Raw genomic sequence first — 19,884 nt, 5'->3', positions numbered from 1 at the left:
CGGAATTCCCTTAAATAGCTAACTTATTCAGGTAGTTTGAAGTCCGTTACAGATTCACGTAAAGATTCCGCCATGTTGGCAAGCTCAGAAACCGAACGTGCTGTGTCGAACGTTGCTGTCGTGGTTTGAGAGGTAATCTCTTGTACAACGTTCATCGTAGTTGCAATATGACCCGCAGATGCTGACTGAAGTTTTGCTGCATCAGAAATGCTCGCAATCAGTTTCGCCAAGTTGCCCGATACGCTTTGAATCTCATCTAGTGCAACACCCGCATCTTTAGACAAGTTCGCACCACGTACAACCTCAGAAGTGGTTTGCTCCATCGAAATAACCGCTTCGTTGGTATCCGTCTGAATCGTTTTAACCAGTGTTTCAATCTGCTTGGTTGCCGATGCTGAACGTTCTGCTAGACGCTGGACTTCGTCGGCTACAACCGCGAAACCACGACCAGCCTCACCTGCCATCGATGCTTGAATTGCAGCGTTTAATGCCAAGATGTTCGTTTGGTCGGCAATATCGTTAATCAAGGCAACGATGTTACCAATTTCCTGTGAAGATTCACCCAAGCGCTTAATACGCTTAGACGTTTCTTGAATCTGTTCACGAATGATATCCATACCTTCGATTGAACGGTTTACAACGTCTGCACCATTCGATGCAATATGTACCGAACGTTCTGCTACCGTAGCAGATTCAGATGCGTTTGCAGATACTTGGTCAATGGACATTGCCATTTCGTTAATCGCAGCAGATGCGCCAGCAATTTCTTGCGCCTGATGCTCAGAAGCTTCCGCTAACTGGTTGGTAATGATCTGCGTGTTTTGCGTATAGTGTGCAACTTCTGCAGACGTTTCCGTAATACGCGATACCAACTCACGTAACTGGTCAATCGCGAAGTTAATCGAGTCGGCAATTGCACCAGTAAAGTCTTCTGATACCGTTGCATATGAACGTAAGTCACCGTCCGCTAAGTCGGCGATTTCATCTAGTAAACGTAAAATCGCGTTCTGGTTACGGTCATATTCTTCTTGTAGACGTGATACACGTACTTTATCGGCTTCACCACGAAGTACAAGTAATTTAAATACGCAGAATAAGAAACCAATCAGTGCCAGAATTAAGCCCAATGCTGGAATTGCAATTGCCCAACCTGTACCACCAGATAACTTGTTTAAGTTAGTTAACAAGGCATCAGACTGCTCAAAAATTGAAGATGATGCTTGGCGAACTTTAACAATTTGAGAAGAGTTCTTTAAGACTGTTGCTGCAGCAGATTTTAATACTTCATCATACTCAGCTTTAATCCCATCTAAAGATTCACGTAATGCAGGCTCAGAAATCTGTTGAACACCCAGCTCAGCACTACCATTAATTTGTGCATTCAAATACGAACCGAATGTTTCAGTATCGGCACTAAAGTCATCTGCTGAAGCACTTGAATTCGTTGTACCTGTTAACACCGAGTTAATCGAACGTAAAATACGTTCTGCGATGAATACCTGGTTTTTTGCAATTACAACCTGACTACTTGGCATGTTTTGACGCGCCATTTGGTCAACCATCAAGTTATATTCAGCCTGAATGCCTGGAATACTTTCACTGATGGCAATGTTGGTGTCGTATAACTGGTTAATGATTTTTTGTTGTGACGCAATTAAATCAATATTTTCAGATACTTTTTTCCATTGCTCATCAACTTCACGCAATGCTTGTGTACTGGCATGAATATCGTTAACTGTTTCTAAGTTTTCAGCAAAAGCTTTTTGAGAGTCTGTTAATTTCTTGATCGATTCTGGTGTACCTGAAGCGGTTGCTTCAGTTGCTTGACGCGAAATCGTTTGCGACAAAAGACGCAAATCACCCAAGCTACGTGTAAATTCGTTATTACGCGGTACGCTATAGAAAAGATATAACAGAAGGAATAGGGCCAAGATGATACAAAACGCTGCACCCAAAATTAATGGTCTGGACTTTTCACTGTCACCGAATACACGTGAAAACTGTTCCGTCTGTGATTGAATTTTTGCTACTAAAGCATTACCACCCGCACGGTTGGTACTTTCACCTGCATTTTTCTTTTTTAGTTTAAAGCCCATGCAGCTTCTCCCCTAGTTTCGCCTTCATTCTTAATGAGTGTGACTATTTAATTTATAAGTTTTATAGATGCGTTCATGTATTTTGGATTTTGCAATAAACGACTAAATAAGAAGACATGCCACTGTTGGTTATGCTGATGGAAATACCCTTGGCAATATTCTTGTAAATTACTATCTAAATCATTGTGTTTAGAGAAGAAACTTTTCTTATTAAAGTGTTGAATGCCCAAAACCTGATCGACGACTAAACCGACATAATGATCATGATGACTGATACATAAGACTTTTTGAGTCGGTGAATATTGGCTTCGATGTCCAGAAATATAATGAGCTAAATCTGCAACTGAAAGCAGTCGTCCACGAATATTCGCCAATCCCATGACCCATGATTGAGTATTTGGCACTGGCGTATATTTTGGCGGATAAATAACTTCCGAAACCTCACCTAAAGGGGCAACGAAATATTGCCCCATCATTTCAAATGCAATCCCTGACCATCGGTTTACTTCATTCTCGGTTGAAACGTAGTTTTTATTACCACGTTTCGCCAAGCGAAGTAATTCGATAAATCCGTTCGCTGCCATAGTTTATCCTGCGTTGAGGTGCTGCTTGATGGTGTCGATTAATTGTTGTTCATCAATAGGCTTAGTCAAATAATCACATGCACCCTGACGTTTTCCCCAAACACGGTCAGTTGCCTGATCTTTGGTACTCACAATAACCACTGGAATATGTTTTGTGGTATCTCCACGCGCAATTTGACGCGTCGCCTGAAAACCATTTACGCCTGGCATAACCACATCCATCAACACAAGATCAGGGAGTTCAGCTTGCGCCATTGTTACCCCATCAGCACCATTTGAAGCTTCAATCACTTCAAAACCGTGCTTGCCTAAAATCTCTCTGAAACGAAATGTTTCTGTAGGCGAATCATCTACAACCAAAATACGAGCCATGCTCTTCCCCAATGCAAAACTTATGCTGTTACGTGATTACGAATTGCGTTTAATAGTTCATCTTTACTGAATGGTTTTGTTAAATATTCATCTGAACCGACAACACGACCTTTAGCCTGATCAAATAAGCCATCTTTACTCGATAGCATAATGACTGGAATGTTTTGATAATTTTGTGAATTCTTGATGAGTGCACAAGTTTGATAGCCATCTAAACGCGGCATCATGATATCAACAAAGACAATATCCGGATTTGCTTCAGCAATTTTTGACAATGCCTCAAAACCATCTACTGCGGTGACCACTTCACAACCTTCACGCTGTAATAATGTTTCTGCTGTACGACGAATGGTTTTTGAATCATCAATTACCATGACTTTTAGATTTTGAAATTTATCGTCCATTTAATGACCCGTCCCATTTTTAGAATGTACATTCATTTGGTATATGAAGTTTTATTACAAGTTGCCAACATTTTTAACATATATTTACTTGTATTTTCAATGAACAGTTTTGAACTTAATCGACACTTTTATCTAATTTAGCTAATAATTTCACACTTTAATTCCTCACAATTTTTTTTTTAATGAATAGATGTTTTTTATTGTACAGATTAGTTCTAATATAACTCTATTATTACTTAAAAATAAGTAATTTAGTCAACTTTAACTTTGCGGGGGACTCAATGAAAAGTCAGTTTAGTTGCAGACTTGCTTTCATTGCAAAAAAGGAAATAACTTTAAGGTTATTACTGCTTAGCCTCTTATTCATACAATCGGCATTTACCTTCGCAGAGGAAGTGAAAGCAGTCTGGTATCGCTACTACGACAGTAAAGGTGTCGCCAATATCAGTACCAATGTGACCCCGAACCATATTCGCTATGGTTATGAAGCACTTGATCGCAATATGCAAGTGATTAAACGCAACCTTGCTTATAATGCAGCTATAGAAGAGAAAAAAGCACCACAACGGGCAGCACAAGCCAAACAGCGCGAAGCGGATTTACGATTAAAACGCGCATATACCAGCAGTCAAGTTGCTATAAAAAAGCGAGATGATGCACTAGCTTATCTCAAGAAACAAATCAGTTTTCAGCAAGATCAACTTAAACAACTGCAAAGTGATCGTATTTTATTCAAACGCCAAGAAATGGAGTACCTCCGAAAAGGTGATCCTGTACCCGCTATTCTCAAAAGCAATCTGGCCAACAATGCCACAAACATCAGCAATAAAAAGCAACAGATTCAATCATTACAAAACAACTATCGTGATACGCAGGCTGAGTACGCGAATATTGTGGCGCGCTTAAAAGCGATGGAAAACTAATACGCAAAATTCAGTAAAGGATGTTTAGATGCAGCTTGTCCCTCAATTATTTTATTTTAAAACCCTGAGCCTCTGCATCGCGACCAGCCTTTTACTTACAGCCTGTCAAAAGCCATCTGAAACTGCCGCTATGCCAAGCCAGAGTAATATCGAGCTAATACAGCAGGATTTAGTACCAGTGAATTACGGTGAGTCCGTCGAGAAAACCTCTTTCACAGGCAGCATTCGTGCTGTGAATCAAAGCAGTTTGCAATCCCAAGTCACTGCAACAGCGACTGCTGTGCGAGCCGATGTCGGTGATAAAGTGCAACAAGGACAAATCTTGGTCCAGCTCAACAATCAAGATAATGAAGCGCGTTTAGCCCAAGCCAAAGCCAATTTAGCAGCAACCAAAGCGCAGGCAACACTAGCTCAAAACATGATGCAGCGCAAACAGCGACTTTTAAATCAAGGCTTCATTTCCAAAGTAGAGTTTGAACAAAGCCAAGTCGACTATCAGGCACAATTAGAAAATGTCAAAGCACAGCAAGCCGCGGTTGATATTGCGCTTAAAGCCGAACAAGATGGTACTTTACGCAGTCCAATTACAGGGATCATCACCAAACGCCAAGTAGAACCAGGTCAAACCGTTGCGGCTGGACAAACCCTTTTGGAAATTGTCGATCCAACTCGATTAGAACTTCAGGCACGCCTACCCAGTGATCAACGTAATGCCTTACGTGTAGGACAGAAAATTGAATTTCATCTGCAAGGCAATTCGGAGCAACTACAAGCAACACTGAGCCGAATATCCCCTCTAGCGGATTTAAATAGTCGCCAAATTGAGTTCTATGCTAGCCCGAATTCTGCATTAAATCCTCTCAGCATAGGTGCCTTTGTCGAAGGAAATATTCTGGCATCTGCCACGGTCTCAGGACAACTCATTCCCTTAGATAGCATTCTAGACCTCGGGCAAAACCCCTATGTCTGGGTCATCCGTCAACAAAAAATTGAACGGATACCCATCAATGTTCTGGAACAACGTTATAGTGAGAACCTTGCAGTAGTCGAAGGTCTTAGGACAGGTGATCAGATTAGCCGCGTCAAATTTAGCGATAGCGATATCCACAAGACTGTGACCATTCAAAAAAATAAATAAGTTCAGGACCTGAAAATGTGGTTAACCCGAATCAGTGTAAAATATCCCGTGTTTACCATCATGATGATGTTGTCTTTGATGGTGCTTGGCTTAGCGTCATGGCAACGCATGAGCGTGGAAGAATTTCCTGATGTCGATTTCCCCTTTGTCGTTATTCACACCACCTACCCTGGTGCTTCACCTGAAACCATTGAATCTGAAATTACCAAGAAAATGGAAGATCAGATCAATACCATTTCTGGGCTTAAGCAGGTCATTTCGCAGTCCAGCGAAGGACTGTCCACGATTATTGTGGAATTTAATTTAGATGTCCCCTCTGCTGTCGCGGCACAAGATATTCGCGACAAAATCGCCCCAGTCACGGCAGAATTTCGCGATGAAATTCAGGACCCTGTCGTAGAACGTTATGACCCGACTGCCAGTGCCATCATGTCGATTGTGTTTGAGTCGAAGACCCAGTCTCTAAGAGAACTCAGTACTTATATCGATCAGCGCATTGTGCCAGAGTTACAAACGGTTTCTGGTGTGGGTGCAGTCAATTTATTAGGCGATAGTCAGCGCCAAATTCGAATTATGATTGATCCTTATAAGTTACAGAGCTACGGCATCGGGATCGACCAAGTCATCAACACCCTGAAAAGTGAAAATATTGAAGTCCCTGGAGGCACACTTAAACAAGCCAATTCAGAGCTTGTGGTTGAAATTAAATCCAAAATCATTCATCCCTATGGATTTGGAGACCTGATTGTTGCCACAAAAAATGGGACACCGATTTTTCTCAAACAAGTCGCGACTGTTGAAGACAGTCAGGCAGAGCTTGAGTCCAGTGCTTTTTTAAACGGCAACCCTGCTGTTTCTGTCGATGTGTTACGTAACTCGGACTCCAACATTATTCAAGTGGTGGATGGTACTTACAAAGCCCTCGCCAAGATTGAAAAGCAACTACCACAAGGCGTCAGTGCCAAGGTCGTAGTCGACAGTTCTCAAAGCATTCGCGGCAGTATTCGCGATGTCACTCGAACCATTCTTGAAGGCGCAGTACTGGCCGTATTGATTGTCTTGCTGTTTTTGGGTTCGTTCCGCTCCACCATCATTACAGGCATGACTCTGCCTATCTCTTTGCTGGGCACTTTAGCCATGATTTGGGCTTTCGGCTTTAGCATCAATATGATGACTTTACTGGCGCTCTCATTAAGTATTGGCTTGTTAATTGATGATGCGATTGTGGTCCGGGAAAATATTGTCCGCCATGCCGATATGGGCAAAGACCATGTCACTGCCGCTCTGGACGGTACCAAAGAAATTGGATTAGCCGTTTTAGCCACGACTCTGACAATTGTTGCAGTTTTTCTACCTGTCGCCTTTATGGGGGGCATTATCGGGCGTTTCTTTTATCAGTTTGGTGTCACCGTCAGTACCGCTGTGCTGATTTCCATGTTTGTCAGTTTTACCCTAGATCCGATGCTCTCAGCACATTGGACAGACCGACATCAACAAGACCCAAAACCAAACCTGTTACAACGCTTTTTTGATGCAATTGCAAGACAAATTGACCGCTTAACGCAACTTTACGAATATTTATTAAAACTGGCACTACGTTTTCGCTTGATTACACTTGCGATCGCGATTGCCTCGCTGTTTGGTGCTTTAGCCCTATCTAAAATGATTGGGACCGAATTTGTACCGACACCAGATAAAGCCCAAATTCGGATTAAATTTGAGACGCCTGTGAATGCTTCACTGGAATATTCACAAGCCAAATTACTACAAGTAGAACAAATCTTAAGACAGCATCCTGAAGTTTTAGGCACCTATGGCGTGATTAATGGTGCAACAGATCGCGGAAAAAATCATGTCAGTCTGCGCGTTACAGTCACGCCGCGCCAGCAACGCAGTCAAACGCTGGTACAACTGAATAATGAATTCCGTGACCGCTTGCAAAGCATAGCCGGAATTCGTGTGACTTCGGTTGCCTCTGCCGATGAAAATGTTTCTGGTGGTCAAAAGCCCATCATGATCTCGATTAAAGGTACTGACTTAGCGCAACTGCAAAAAATCTCCGATCAATTTATGGCAGAAGTGGCTCAGGTCCAAGGTGTAGTCGATTTGGAAAGTTCCCTGAAAGAGCCTAAAGCCACTTTGGCGGTGCATATTAATCGCGTGCTAGCCAATGACCTCGGCTTATCCGTCAGTCAAATTGCCAATGTAGTACGCCCCTTAATTGCGGGAGATGATGTCACGTCTTGGCAAGATGCAAAGGGTGAAAGCTATGATGTCAATGTCCGTCTCGCGGAAAGCCAGCGCACCCTCCCGAGCGATCTCGGCAATTTATACATTAATTCAACTAAACAGGATTGGTCTGGACAAAATATTTTGGTGCCACTCAGCAGCATTGCCAGCTTAGAACAAACCTTCGGGGCTTCTCAGATCAATCGACGTGATTTGGCGCGAGAAGTGTTAGTCGAGGCCAACACTGCGGGACGCCCTGCGGGTGACATTGGTGCCGATATTCAGAAAATTCAGGAGAACTTCAAACTGCCTGCGGGTTATAGCTTTGATACACAAGGCGCGAATGCCGATATGGCAGAATCCGCAGGCTATGCGCTCACTGCGATTACCCTGTCGATTGTCTTTATTTATATTGTCTTGGGTTCACAGTTTAATAGCTTTATCCATCCTGCCGCGATTATGGCCTCCCTGCCGCTCTCTTTAATTGGGGTATTTCTGGCATTGTTCTTATTTGACTCGACCATGAACTTATTCTCGATCATCGGCATCATTATGCTGATGGGTTTGGTCACCAAAAATGCCATCCTGCTGATCGACTTTATTAAAAAAGCCATGGAAGCTGGAAGCAGCCGTTACGATGCCATTATTCAGGCAGGCAAAACCCGTTTACGCCCGATTCTGATGACCACCAGTGCCATGGTGATGGGCATGATTCCGCTTGCGCTTGGATTGGGTGAAGGCGGAGAACAAAGTGCCCCGATGGCACATGCGGTGATTGGTGGAGTGATTACCTCTACCCTGCTGACCTTGGTGGTGGTGCCTGTGATCTTTACTTACTTAGATGACTTTAAAAATTTTCTACTTCGTCTCAAACAGAAAATCATGGCATAATCCATGGCAGTTCAATGAATCGGTCAGCAATGCATGACCGATTCATTCTAGATTGGATTATCCTTCACGATTAATATTAGGACAGTTTTCATGCGCGCGAGTCGCTTTTTATTTGCAACGTTAAGAGAAACCCCAAACGATGCTGAAGTCATTTCACATCAACTTATGCTCCGTGCGGGTATGATTCGTAAATTGGCTTCAGGTTTATACACTTGGCTGCCGATGGGCGTACGTGTGCTAAATAAAGTCGAAGCGATTGTACGTGAAGAAATGAACCGTTCAGGCTCTTTAGAAGTATTCATGCCTGTGGCTCAACCTGCAAGTCTATGGGAAGAGTCTGGTCGTTATGTACAATACGGTCCTGAATTATTACGTTTTAAAGATCGTCATGATAATCCATTCGTTTTGGGTCCAACCCATGAAGAAGTGATTACCGATTTGGCACGTAATGAACTAAAAAGTTATAAGCAACTTCCAATTAATTTCTATCAAATTCAAACCAAATTCCGTGATGAAATCCGCCCACGTTTTGGTGTAATGCGTTCACGCGAATTCATTATGAAAGATGCCTATTCTTTCCATGCGGATCAAGCGTCTCTACAAGAAACCTATGATCTGATGTACCAAACCTATTGCAATATTTTCACGCGTTTAGGTTTAGATTTTCGTCCAGTACAAGCCGATACAGGTTCGATTGGTGGTTCAGGTTCACACGAATTCCACGTTTTGGCTTCAAGTGGTGAAGATGATATCGCCTTCTCGACTGAATCTGATTACGCAGCCAATATTGAAATGGCTGAAGCCGTATTGGTCGGTGAACGTACTGCTCCAACTCAAGCGCTCACTTTGGTCGATACGCCAAATCAGAAAACCATTGCAGATGTCTCTGCATTCCTAAAATCTGATCCTGCACATTCTGTCAAAGCATTGCTGGTTCAAGGTATAGCCGATGAAAATGGTCAAACTCCTGTTATCGCGTTATTCTTGCGTGGTGACCATGAACTCAATGAAATCAAAGCTGAAAAGCATCCACTGATTGCATCACCATTAACATTTGCAACTGACGAGCAACTTACAGCACTTGGCTTAACTGCAGGTTTCTGCGGTCCACAAGGTCTTGTTGAAAAAGGCGTTACAGTGATTGTTGACCGTGCAGCATCGGTATTGTCTGACTTTGTTGCGGGTGCAAACGAAGCGGATAAACATGCGACTGGTGTGAACTGGGAACGTGATGCGCAATTCACTGAAGTTTATGACTTACGCAATGTGGTTGAAGGTGATCCTTCTCCAGACGGTAAAGGTACCCTGCAAATTAAACGCGGCATCGAAGTAGGTCACATTTTCCAACTCGGTCAAAAATACTCAGAAGCTTTAGGCTGTAAAGTTCTCGGTGAAGATGGTAAGCCATTTACCGTGACCATGGGTTGCTATGGTATTGGGGTAACACGCGTTGTTGCTTCTGCAATCGAACAGAATTTCGATGAGAAAGGCATTATTTGGCCATCAGCAATTGCACCATTTGAAGTTGCCATTGTGCCAATGAATGCACACAAATCTCCACGCACTGTTGAAGCTGCTGAAGCGTTATATGCGGAATTAACCGCTGCGGGTTATGACGTGTTACTGGATGATCGTAATGAACGTCCTGGTGTTAAATTCTCGGATCTGGAATTAACAGGTATTCCACACCGTATTGTGATTGGTGAAAAAGGCTTAGACGCAGGTACTTTTGAGTACAAGGGTCGTACCGATGCTAAATCTGTGAATATTTCTAAAGATGAATTATTAGCAAAAATTGCGAAATAATTTCTATACTTAGAATAAAAAATCCCGCTTAATGCGGGATTTTTTATAGCTTTGAAATTAACAGAACTTCATCCCACCAAAGCAGTTAGAGCGGAAATTCTGCCCCTGTAAGGTTAAGTTCGTCAGTGGAAAATCTAAAGTCGTAGTATTCATAGGAATATTTCCTACAGCCAAATCTCCACTAAATACACAGCTTCCGAGGATTCGACCACAATCACGAGGATTATCAGTTAAGTCTTTATTAATTCCAGCAATGGTTTGCTTTAACACGGCATTGGTAATTGCCACTTGTGTGGTTGGGCTTAAACTTCCAAGCTCGACTTCATCTTCCATGGCTAACCACCACCCCTGATTTGCGGCAACGGCAGCGCCAGGCCATAATATTTTTTGGGATTGTAAGGATAAGGATGCTGGGTTATTCAGATACAAAGCATGAATTAAACCCAAATTCTGATTCACGGTAATATCTGTTTTTAAACCTGTAATATTACCAGTTACATTTTTTTGTAATGGCAATAATCCCCCTAATACATCCGCTGTAAGAGGCCCTGAAAAGTCAATTTGTCCAACGGTTCCACTGCCTTTTAATACCACATCTTTTAAACGTGTTCCCGAAACCACTGTTGAATTAATGGTAAATGGTGCTGATGTTGATGAAAGGGTTAATGAATAGTTATCAGAGGTATAATCTAGAGTTGTTGGAATTCCCAGAATTGTACCCTTAACCTTTCCTTTAATTTCCAAACCAGTATCAGCATAAGTCATTGTTCGTTGAGTAGTGACTGCCGTTCCAGAAGCTGTTTTGGTTTTCATATAACCACTAAAGGTATTAATCCCATTCGGAGTGGCAGAATTCTCGGTGCCTAAAGTCATCAGTCCTGAAATTTTTTCTGCGCTGACCCGAAAGCCTACCACTTCACGTGTGGCTGCTGAATTTGGGTTTTTAATGGCAAATTGCAAAAATGGGTTGGTAATTTTTGCTGAGGTGGCTGCTCGCTCATCTGAAGTATAGTTAGCGTTTGCGGGTAAACCACTTAATGAAATATTATCAATATCAATATCACAACTACTGGCGCGAACGCTGTTATTTACGCCCCCGCAACCTAATGCTAATTTATTAATATTGGCATTCAACTCCATTACGGCTTCCAAACCCAGCTTATAAAATCCAATATTGGATTGATTATAGGTTGTACCCGTAGAATCGATTTGAGAGGTTCCCTGCAAATATTGAAGCGTTAACAGTGCCTGCCCTGAAACGGCAGAAAGTTCCTGATCAGAAAGGCTTTGCAAACTCTTTGCCATGACAGGAGTAACAGCGGTAGCCAGTAAAATGCTTAATAATAACTTTGTCTTCATGACCACTTAAATTCCCTTCATTCTTTTTATCTTGGAGTAATGCCAAAACTGCTGCGGATATTGCCCCCTGTAAATACCATTGTGCCTAGATTCTGCGCCCGATCTGCCGTTGGATAAAGATTAACATCCGCTTTTAACACCCCTGCTGCCTGATTAGATGGATTCAAGCGGATGCTATTGTTGAACTTGACCTGATCTTTCTCGACCAAAATTTTGGCATTCAAATCAAGTTCACCTTGAATACGGTCAAATCCAATGGTTGCATTGTCTTGGACATTGGTAAGGTGCAGGTAGTTTTTATTGGTGGTTGCATCTGACGCATTCAGCTTAATATTGCCTTGAATGGCTAAATGATTATCCGCGGCTGTACCAGGTAAGATCATCAATTGTGCAGAAGAGTCCAAACGCAGCGCGAGCCCGAACAAGACATCATTGCTATTGGTAAAACTATTTGCAGGTACAAAACAGCTAAGATTAGATGTTGCAGCCGTCGCACAACCTGCGGCTTCATAACGGCTACCCGGTAGCTGCCCCAAGGCTATTTCTGCGCCCATCGCAATGACTAACCGCGGCAAGTCCAGTTTGATTCCTGCCTGCTCCATGGCCAATACACCTTGAGTATCCATGAAGAAATCGATATTTCGTAACCCCGTATAATAATTCACTTCTTCAGCGGTATTAAAACTATTCGGTGCGCCATCAATCAGGATAATGGAGGTTGTTTTGGAACCTGCGGCATCTCGACCTTGTGTCGACATGGTTAAGCCAAAACCGATTGCTTCCGCATTATTTGCGCCATAGGTGGTGCCATAAATACCTAGATTTGCATTCAAGTTATATATGGGAATCCCCAAACCCCATGTCGCACTTTGGGCCGTAATTTGATGGCTTGCATCATTACTATTGTTGGCAATAAATTTTGCATTTCGAGCAATGGCTTGGAAATCCATACCACGTACCGCAATGGCCACGGCATTCTGCGCATTATTACTTAAGTTATAACGATCAAGGCCAGCTTGCTTACCCAATAATTTAGCAATGTTCTGCCCAATTTCAAATTCCAATGATTTGGTTTGCACGGCATTGATATAAATGTCGCCAAAATTAATATAAGCCAAACTATTGTTGTCGACTAAACTGGAGCCATTTTGAGTCCGAATTTGCAACGGAGTTAAATTACCAAATTCTATCGCATAAGAATTTTTACCCGTATGCCCAAGCTCGAATTTGGTTCCTTCAGCTGTCACAACTCCCAATGCATTTTTTTCATCACGGGTAAAACTGGTTTTTACATTGAGATGCAGCCCTGTAGAACCAGTCATTTGATTACTGGAAATAGATGAATCTTCCGCTCCACCTAAATTGGTTCGATCTGCATTCACTGAAATTTCTGCATCACGTAAACGCCCAGAAGCACCCAAACGAATAATGGAGTTGAGCTGATCCGTATTGTCATTGGCGGTATAGGATTTGGCATCACTGCCGACATTGGTTTTATATCTAAGATCAATATTAAAACCAGGTCGGGTTTTACCTGGATTATCCAAATCTTGGACTCGCTCTAGTACCACTTCATTGATACTATTGTCCGTAGCATTAGGAGAGCTAGTGGAAAGTACCATGCCTTTATCGGCATCTAAATACAAATAACCCGTTCCTTTAAAATTAAAGTTAAAGTCTTTTAAAATAAATTGGTTATATTCACTGCCATTTTTGAGCGTATGGAAAATATTGGCATTTTGCAGACCAAATTCCAAATAGGCTTTATCTTTAGAGTTGAATAGCCCACTTTTGGTTTCCAAAACAAAATTCATCGGTGCACGATTTTGGAGTGTCAAAGCCCCCAATGTATTCTGGCTGGAACAATCCGCTCCACGTGAAGCATCACCACATACCGCAACTTTTCCTATATGAATATTGGCTGGATTAATCACTGCTTCTAGACGGATGCCCGTCTGGTTGGCATTGGTACCTACATCCAGCTTAATGCTCCCTCCAATCTTATTGTTGTCAATTTTATTGACCTCAATATTATTTAAAGACAGGTTTAAATTTCCAGAAGTCCCATTGGCAAAATTAGTATTGTCTTTCCAATTTAGTTGATCAATCGTCACTCGGTCTGTTTCATAGGTCAGGCTAATGCCATCCTGTCCAGACACTTTTCGCAAACTTTGATCTGAAAGGGCTTCTAAAGCCAATGCCTGCTGTGCCCATACAATACTTGAAGCCAATACACTGAGTTTTATAATTTTATTTGTACTCATTCACCATTCCTTGTGTGATTGAATTAACAACGTGAGGTCGAAGAAGAATTACAGCTAAAAAACTTCATGGTTCCAGACATGGCTAAATTGCCGTGCATATTTAAACCTGTGAATCCTGTTTCTAATCCACGGTCAAATACCGACTCATGCATCAAACTATATGTGGTTTGCTTTAAATATCCTTTTTGTGCATCGCTGCTGCCCGAATCCTTTTCAATCGCAAGTGCTTCAAAACCAAAATTCCGAATCTGAATTGGATAACCATCTAAAAAAGTCAGTTTCATTGCAGTTTTATAGCCTGCACTGGTGGTCACTGTCGTACCATCGAGTTGAAATTTATCAATTGTGACCGTCCCTTGTATTTTCTTAAAGACCAGCCAATATAAATTGCCACTGGCATCTTTTCGATTACTGACATTAAAGGCTAATCGGCAAAATTCATTGCTCGCCCCGTTACAAGAATACTCATAAGGCACTTCGCTGACATTGGTCGGTAATTTGTGGTTGAGTGAAAATGACCAACTCAAGTCAGCACCACCTTGTCCGCGTACATCCGACAATTGTGTGCTATCCAACTCGGCCAAACCCGCCCAACTGAATGAAGAACTCAAGCACAGGACGGCTAGAAAAAACGGCTTCATCAATTTCCCCTTACAGCCCAGTAGTCGTAATTTTTAAATGTTGAATCAAAACCCCATCAATAGCAGCAGAACCTAAATTGGTTTTGGTCCCTGTAGGTGTTACAAAACTCACCCCAACCGCATTGTTGCTGGTATCGGCTTTTAAAAATTTATTGTTATTGGTAAAGCCAACTGTACCGATGGAAATACTGCTGTGGGTTGCGGTATTGCCCTGATAAGTTTGCCCCATGCTAATTACATCGCCACAGTATTGAACGTTACAGGTCGAACCTTTATAAGCCGAAGTTGTACCACTAGCTAAGGCGGTGTAATCCGTGTAAATCTGTTGATAGACATTGGCTTTATTCGGGATGCGGGTCAGCTCAATCACAAAATTCTGACCATCCACCGCAGTATCCACAATAAGGGGTTGATAAACACTGCCCAATACCAGATTGATATTCGGACTATATAAATACACCCCATCATTGGCATTAAAGTTAGGAGCAGCGGTTTTAGAAATGGCAGGGGTCGTTAAATCATTGCTGATATCAGTGGTTAAGGATTCTGCCGTACTGATACGTAAAGCTTTGGATTTATCTTCCGTGGTAGCCGTTGATGGATTATCATTGGTATTCAAGCGAATCAGTGCAGCTAAACCCAGAGTATTATTATAAGAAGTCGGTAATGAAGAACTAGCAGCTCCTCCCAGAGTTTGAAACAGCTTCAGATTGGATCCGTTTAGCGAAAGTCCGTTTGCCACCAGTTGTAAGCGTAGACGCTGATCTAAACCATTTAAATTGGCTGGAGCGCCATTTTTAGCATCCACAGGTGCAGCAACCAAAGGATTACGCGCAAAAAAATCGCCCCATAGACCTAGTTTAATATTATTGTCAGTTGCCGTGTTGGCTGCACCATCTAATACATAAGGCGCTTCCAAGGATAAATAGCTAAAGTCTTGTGCAACCCCAGCAAAATCATATACCACACGATTGGCAGTCGTGCTGATAGATTTCACACTAAAAACCCAAGGATTGGTTTCCTGCCCCCAATTAAAGCCCAAGTTACTAAAGCGGGAATTAAGATTACTGTCTGATGCAGATAAGGCTAAACCATACAAAAATACATCTGCCTTTTTCGCACCTGCTGTTTTGGCGGTCTCTGAAAGTGGGCCCACAGGTATAAAACGGATAAAGCCCGTATCATAATTTCGGTTCGCTAAACGACTTTGATTCTGTGCAGCCGTCAGACCATCTTCCGCGGTTTGAAATACCATTTTGAAATTTTCAGGCAGGATGGCAATCCCTTCACCTGTCGAATTACTTAAAGCTTGATCTGAGAGTGCTTCTAAAGCAAAACTATATGTACAACAAAGACTCAGTATGCTGGTGAGCATTGTTTTACGCAAAATTGTCGTATGCCGATCCGTCATCGCGACCTTCCTTGTTATTTGATGCTCCGCATCATTATTTTGTTCATCCTAGACTTGGTTATGCTTTGTTTTACTGTCAAATGTGACCCTGAGGGAAACATTTCACCAAGACATTTTTAATCCTCATTATGCTGAATAATTACACGATTGCAAAAAAAAACTCGGAAAATGTCTGCATTTTCCGATGAATGAAGCATTGATAAATATCGTGCTGAAAGCTTATTTCAGGAAATAAAAAAACCTATTTGTCTGAACAAATAGGTTTTTGGGCTGCTTCAAAATCGAAGGAAAAATTAAGCCTTCGGTAAAGTTACACCTGTTTGACCTTGGTACTTACCGCCACGGTCTTTATAAGAAGTTTCACACACTTCATCACTTTCAAAGAACAGCATTTGTGCGACGCCTTCACCCGCATAAATACGAGCAGGCAAATTTGTGGTATTGGAAAACTCAAGTGTCACGTGACCTTCCCACTCAGGTTCCAATGGCGTCACGTTCACAATAATACCGCAGCGTGCATAGGTCGATTTACCTAAACATACTGTGAGGACATTACGCGGAATACGGAAATATTCGACTGTACGTGCTAAAGCAAAAGAGTTTGGCGGAATAATACAAACATCCGACTCGATATCAATAAAGCTTTTTTCATCGAAATGTTTTGGATCGACAATTGCAGAGTGAACATTGGTGAACACTTTAAATTCACGTGCACAGCGAACGTCATAACCATAACTCGATACGCCATAAGAAATGAGCTTTTCGCCATTCTCATCAAAACGCACCTGATTTTCAGCATACGGTTCAATCATGCCGTGTTTTTCGCTCATTTCGCGAATCCAACGATCAGACTTAATAGCCATTCTTCTATTTCCAAAACTTGAATCAATTCTTGCGCTGTACTTTAACTTAATTCAGCCTTAATGGAAATACGAACGCCCCTGAACACATCATCTTTGCAGATGTGGCTAGGACAAACGCGGCGATGTGATTACAGACTCAAAAGTGCAGAATAACTAAGCGGAATAGAAAAACTCACCAAAACAATCGAGGCGGTTTTTTGCAGATTGGACTTGGTCAACCAGCGTACTCGATTGGTTGCCAAAATAGAGCCGATGAAAGTCCAGAAAAAGGCAATCGGAACAAGTAGGATGAGAAAAACCAGCATATGGGCCACATAGGCATCTGCTCTAACCCAAACAATGGCTGGGAAAATTGCCGATGCAAAAAGCAAAGCTTTAGGATTTAACAATGTTGCAAGGAACAGTTCACGCGCACGGATGCTCGGCTGGGTAAAGCTCTCGTCAACATCCGCAGTTTTCCAGAGCTTAATTGCCAGAAATAGAATATAAGCAGCACTAAACAGTTTGAGCAAGGTTGGAATTAAGGGGTAATGCCGAGAAACCGTGCCAATAATGACACCCCAAACGGTAATCGAGATGAGATAGCCAAAGGCTTCGGCAGGAATAAGACGAAAAGATTTGCGAATGCCAACTTGAATGCCAGATGATGCAAGCAGCGTATTGGTTGGACCTGGGGTTAATAATAGCGAAACCACCAATCCTATAAAGAACAATGAAACCATACGCTCACCTCACATTTGAGTGAATGCAGCCTAGTTCAATTGATTCAATATAGCAAAAAAATAATTGTAAAGGAAAACCGCTATCTGACTCGCATTGATACACTAAACATTTATAAATCAAATTATTACAGTAAAAATGCAATACAAAACCTTAAAGTCATTCTGTAAGAATATATTTCACTTTTAACTTGAAATTTGTGTTTTAAATCTCATTAAATATAAGGTAGATGCATGAATAAACGATTTTTTTAAGTTTATTTTCAGTTTTAGGCGTGAAACTTCTGCATATTTCCTTACAGCTGTTAAGGGAATTGAACTATCGTTTCACCCCCAAATCATGCACAATACCCTGTCCTGAAAAGCTGATTTCGCATGGCAAAGAAATTTTTCCAATCTTGGCTTCCCTCTCCCGAAAAAGTCAAGCAACTCAAATTTATGCGGATTTTTGGTCAACGCACCTTAAATCCCGTGCTTTGGTACGTCAATCGAAAATCTATTTCTCATGCGGTCTTTATTGGAACGTTCTGGGGCATTTTGCCTGTGCCTTTTCACAGTGTCTTTATTGTTCTGACCGTTTTACTGATTGAAGTCAATTTACCGCTCAGTCTGACGCTGGCATGGTTGTCTAATCCGCTTACCGTTGTACCTATTTTATATCTGGGTTTTTGGCTAGGCAGTAAAATCTTCCAAGTCAATATGATTGATAAAGATATGATTTTAGGTGTATTGCATCAAATTTTGAATTGGATTAAAAATTTTGGACATGGACATATAGACCTGCATCTGGCCAAAATTTTAGTGACTGGACTGGTGCTTGAAGCATTGCTGGCTGCGCTGCTGCTCTATATCAGTACGCGGATTATTTGGCGCTGGACTGTTCTGCGTAAATGGCACAAACGTGAAGTAAAATACCTACATAAAACCGTTGAATAAGTTAGGTTCGCCTAACTAATCCCTCTTTTATTCTCTTGTGATTCATTTCATTGGATACTGATTCAAGCCTTGTTGCGTTCTGCTGCAATTTTAACCCTCCAAAAATTGTATACAATTCATACAAAAACATTTGCTTATCCTCTGTGCATACAGTATGTATATAGGGTGTAAATACACTTACCGCTTAGAAATAACTAGAAGTCTTACAATAATAGTGCACGGAGTGTCACATGAAAAAATGGATGAAAGTTGCAGGATTAACTGTGGCTGTAGCAGCCTTGGGTGCTTGTTCCAACGACAACGGTAAACCGCAAAGTAATGATCAAGCTGCATCACAACAAGCAGCAACTGATGCCCTACAAACCAAATTTGTCAGTATTGCCACTGGCGGTGCATCTGGTCCTTATAATGTCATTGGTACCAGCTTGGCAGAAATTTATCATAAAACCTACGGCGTAAATTCCAAAACCCAAACCACAGGCGCTTCGGTTGAGAACCTAAATCTGTTAAAACAAAATAAAGTCGAAATGGCATTTGTCATGAGTGACAGTTTGACCGAAGCCATTCAGGGCACAGGCAGCTTCAAAGAAAAAATCTCGAATGTACAACAGATTGCCGCACTGTATCCAAACTATGTACAAATTGTTGCCTCGAAGAAATCTGGCATTCAAAAACTTGAAGACCTGAAAGGTAAACGTATTGCCGTTGGTGCACAAAACTCAGGAGTGGAAGTGAATGCCCGCACCTTACTCAATGGTTTTGGCATTACCTATAACGACGTGAAAGTGGATTATTTGGGCTATGCCGAAGCCGCAGATGCCTTAAAAGGCGGAAAAATTGATGCGGCCTTCTTAACCAGTGGTATTCCGAATTCTTCCCTAATGGAATTACAGCAGGGCTTTGATTTGCAACTGGTCAGCATTGATCCGAACAAAGTAAAAGAAATTGCCAAAAATCAAAGCTATTTCTTATCTAAAGTGATTCCGAAAGGTACGTATGGCAATGCCGAAGACATTCCAACCGCAGCCATTATGAATGCCTTGGTGGTCCGTTCTGATTTATCGGAAGATGATGTCTATAAACTGACTAAAACTTTCTTTGACAGCTTACCGACTTTAGCCAATTCACATCAGGCTGCCACTGAAATTAGTTTAGAAACGGCGCAACAAGGTCTAGTCGCACCATTACATCCTGGGGCAAAAAAATACTACGATGAAGTTGCAGCTGCGAAAAAATAATCGAGCCATC

The 19,884-nt window shown here is 41.9% G+C and carries 16 protein-coding genes; 6 read left to right on the top strand and 10 right to left on the bottom strand.

Translation table 11 applies throughout. The features are described from left to right. Positions 1 to 23 precede the first annotated feature (23 nt). Genes ACWQ4X_RS03475 through pilG form a run of 4 tightly spaced genes read right to left on the bottom strand, consistent with a single transcriptional unit; the run spans position 24 to position 3,456 of the window. On the bottom strand, positions 24 to 2,096 hold the full coding sequence (locus ACWQ4X_RS03475) for a methyl-accepting chemotaxis protein (protein WP_100242729.1): 2,073 nt from the start codon (positions 2,094 to 2,096) through the stop codon (positions 24 to 26). Positions 2,097 to 2,143: 47 nt separating this feature from the next. Further along, positions 2,144 to 2,680 (bottom strand): chemotaxis protein CheW, encoded by a 537-nt coding sequence (locus ACWQ4X_RS03470; RefSeq protein WP_100242728.1) that lies wholly within the window; start codon positions 2,678 to 2,680, stop codon positions 2,144 to 2,146. Positions 2,681 to 2,683: 3 nt separating this feature from the next. After that, the gene (locus tag ACWQ4X_RS03465) at positions 2,684 to 3,052 is read right to left on the bottom strand and encodes a response regulator (protein ID WP_100242727.1); all 369 of its coding nucleotides are present in this window, start codon (positions 3,050 to 3,052) and stop codon (positions 2,684 to 2,686) included. A 20-nt stretch (positions 3,053 to 3,072) separates the two neighbouring features. Beyond that, complete coding sequence (pilG, locus tag ACWQ4X_RS03460; protein WP_004723803.1) at positions 3,073 to 3,456, bottom strand: twitching motility response regulator PilG; 384 nt, start codon at positions 3,454 to 3,456, stop codon at positions 3,073 to 3,075. 281 nt (positions 3,457 to 3,737) lie between these two features. Here pilG and ACWQ4X_RS03455 point away from each other — a divergent pair, with 281 nt between their 5' ends. From ACWQ4X_RS03455 to ACWQ4X_RS03440, 4 genes are all read left to right on the top strand, one after another. Continuing rightward, positions 3,738 to 4,379 (top strand): hypothetical protein, encoded by a 642-nt coding sequence (locus ACWQ4X_RS03455; RefSeq protein WP_457902738.1) that lies wholly within the window; start codon positions 3,738 to 3,740, stop codon positions 4,377 to 4,379. A 28-nt stretch (positions 4,380 to 4,407) separates the two neighbouring features. Continuing rightward, a complete protein-coding gene (locus ACWQ4X_RS03450) occupies positions 4,408 to 5,517 on the top strand; it encodes an efflux RND transporter periplasmic adaptor subunit (protein ID WP_457902737.1) in 1,110 nt (369 codons plus the stop codon). 15 nt (positions 5,518 to 5,532) lie between these two features. Then, positions 5,533 to 8,637, top strand: a complete 3,105-nt coding sequence (locus ACWQ4X_RS03445) for an efflux RND transporter permease subunit (RefSeq protein ID WP_457902736.1) — start codon at positions 5,533 to 5,535, stop codon at positions 8,635 to 8,637. Positions 8,638 to 8,727: 90 nt separating this feature from the next. Further along, on the top strand, positions 8,728 to 10,443 hold the full coding sequence (locus tag ACWQ4X_RS03440; RefSeq protein WP_457902735.1) for a proline--tRNA ligase: 1,716 nt from the start codon (positions 8,728 to 8,730) through the stop codon (positions 10,441 to 10,443). Between the two features lie 57 nt (positions 10,444 to 10,500). On the opposite strand, the gene ACWQ4X_RS03435 is transcribed toward ACWQ4X_RS03440, so the two are convergent. The 6 genes from ACWQ4X_RS03435 to ACWQ4X_RS03410 all read right to left on the bottom strand — a co-directional run bounded on the left by ACWQ4X_RS03435 (position 10,501) and on the right by ACWQ4X_RS03410 (position 17,703). Continuing rightward, positions 10,501 to 11,802, bottom strand: coding sequence for a hypothetical protein (locus ACWQ4X_RS03435; RefSeq protein ID WP_457902734.1), 1,302 nt, complete (start codon positions 11,800 to 11,802; stop codon positions 10,501 to 10,503). A gap of 26 nt (positions 11,803 to 11,828) precedes the next feature. Then, positions 11,829 to 14,066 (bottom strand): DUF6160 family protein, encoded by a 2,238-nt coding sequence (locus ACWQ4X_RS03430; RefSeq protein ID WP_457902733.1) that lies wholly within the window; start codon positions 14,064 to 14,066, stop codon positions 11,829 to 11,831. A gap of 23 nt (positions 14,067 to 14,089) precedes the next feature. Beyond that, a complete protein-coding gene (locus tag ACWQ4X_RS03425) occupies positions 14,090 to 14,707 on the bottom strand; it encodes a hypothetical protein (protein ID WP_457902732.1) in 618 nt (205 codons plus the stop codon). 10 nt (positions 14,708 to 14,717) lie between these two features. After that, entirely contained in the window at positions 14,718 to 16,118 is a 1,401-nt protein-coding gene (locus ACWQ4X_RS03420; protein ID WP_457902731.1) for a hypothetical protein, read from the bottom strand. A gap of 293 nt (positions 16,119 to 16,411) precedes the next feature. Beyond that, positions 16,412 to 16,981: a dCTP deaminase gene (gene dcd, locus ACWQ4X_RS03415; protein WP_004814752.1), complete on the bottom strand. Its 570-nt coding sequence runs from the start codon at positions 16,979 to 16,981 to the stop codon at positions 16,412 to 16,414. A 128-nt stretch (positions 16,982 to 17,109) separates the two neighbouring features. Then, positions 17,110 to 17,703 (bottom strand): LysE family translocator, encoded by a 594-nt coding sequence (locus ACWQ4X_RS03410; protein WP_457902730.1) that lies wholly within the window; start codon positions 17,701 to 17,703, stop codon positions 17,110 to 17,112. A gap of 372 nt (positions 17,704 to 18,075) precedes the next feature. Between ACWQ4X_RS03410 and ACWQ4X_RS03405 the strand changes: the two genes are divergently transcribed. Continuing rightward, entirely contained in the window at positions 18,076 to 18,636 is a 561-nt protein-coding gene (locus ACWQ4X_RS03405) for a DUF2062 domain-containing protein (RefSeq protein WP_457902729.1), read from the top strand. A 230-nt stretch (positions 18,637 to 18,866) separates the two neighbouring features. Then, the gene (locus ACWQ4X_RS03400; protein WP_142767982.1) at positions 18,867 to 19,874 is read left to right on the top strand and encodes a TAXI family TRAP transporter solute-binding subunit; all 1,008 of its coding nucleotides are present in this window, start codon (positions 18,867 to 18,869) and stop codon (positions 19,872 to 19,874) included. Positions 19,875 to 19,884 lie beyond the last annotated feature (10 nt).

This window comes from Acinetobacter sp. NigerLNRRAM0016, from assembly GCF_054112845.1.
Note: the sequence above shows the minus strand (reverse complement) of the source record. Positions and strands in the feature narration are given on the sequence as shown.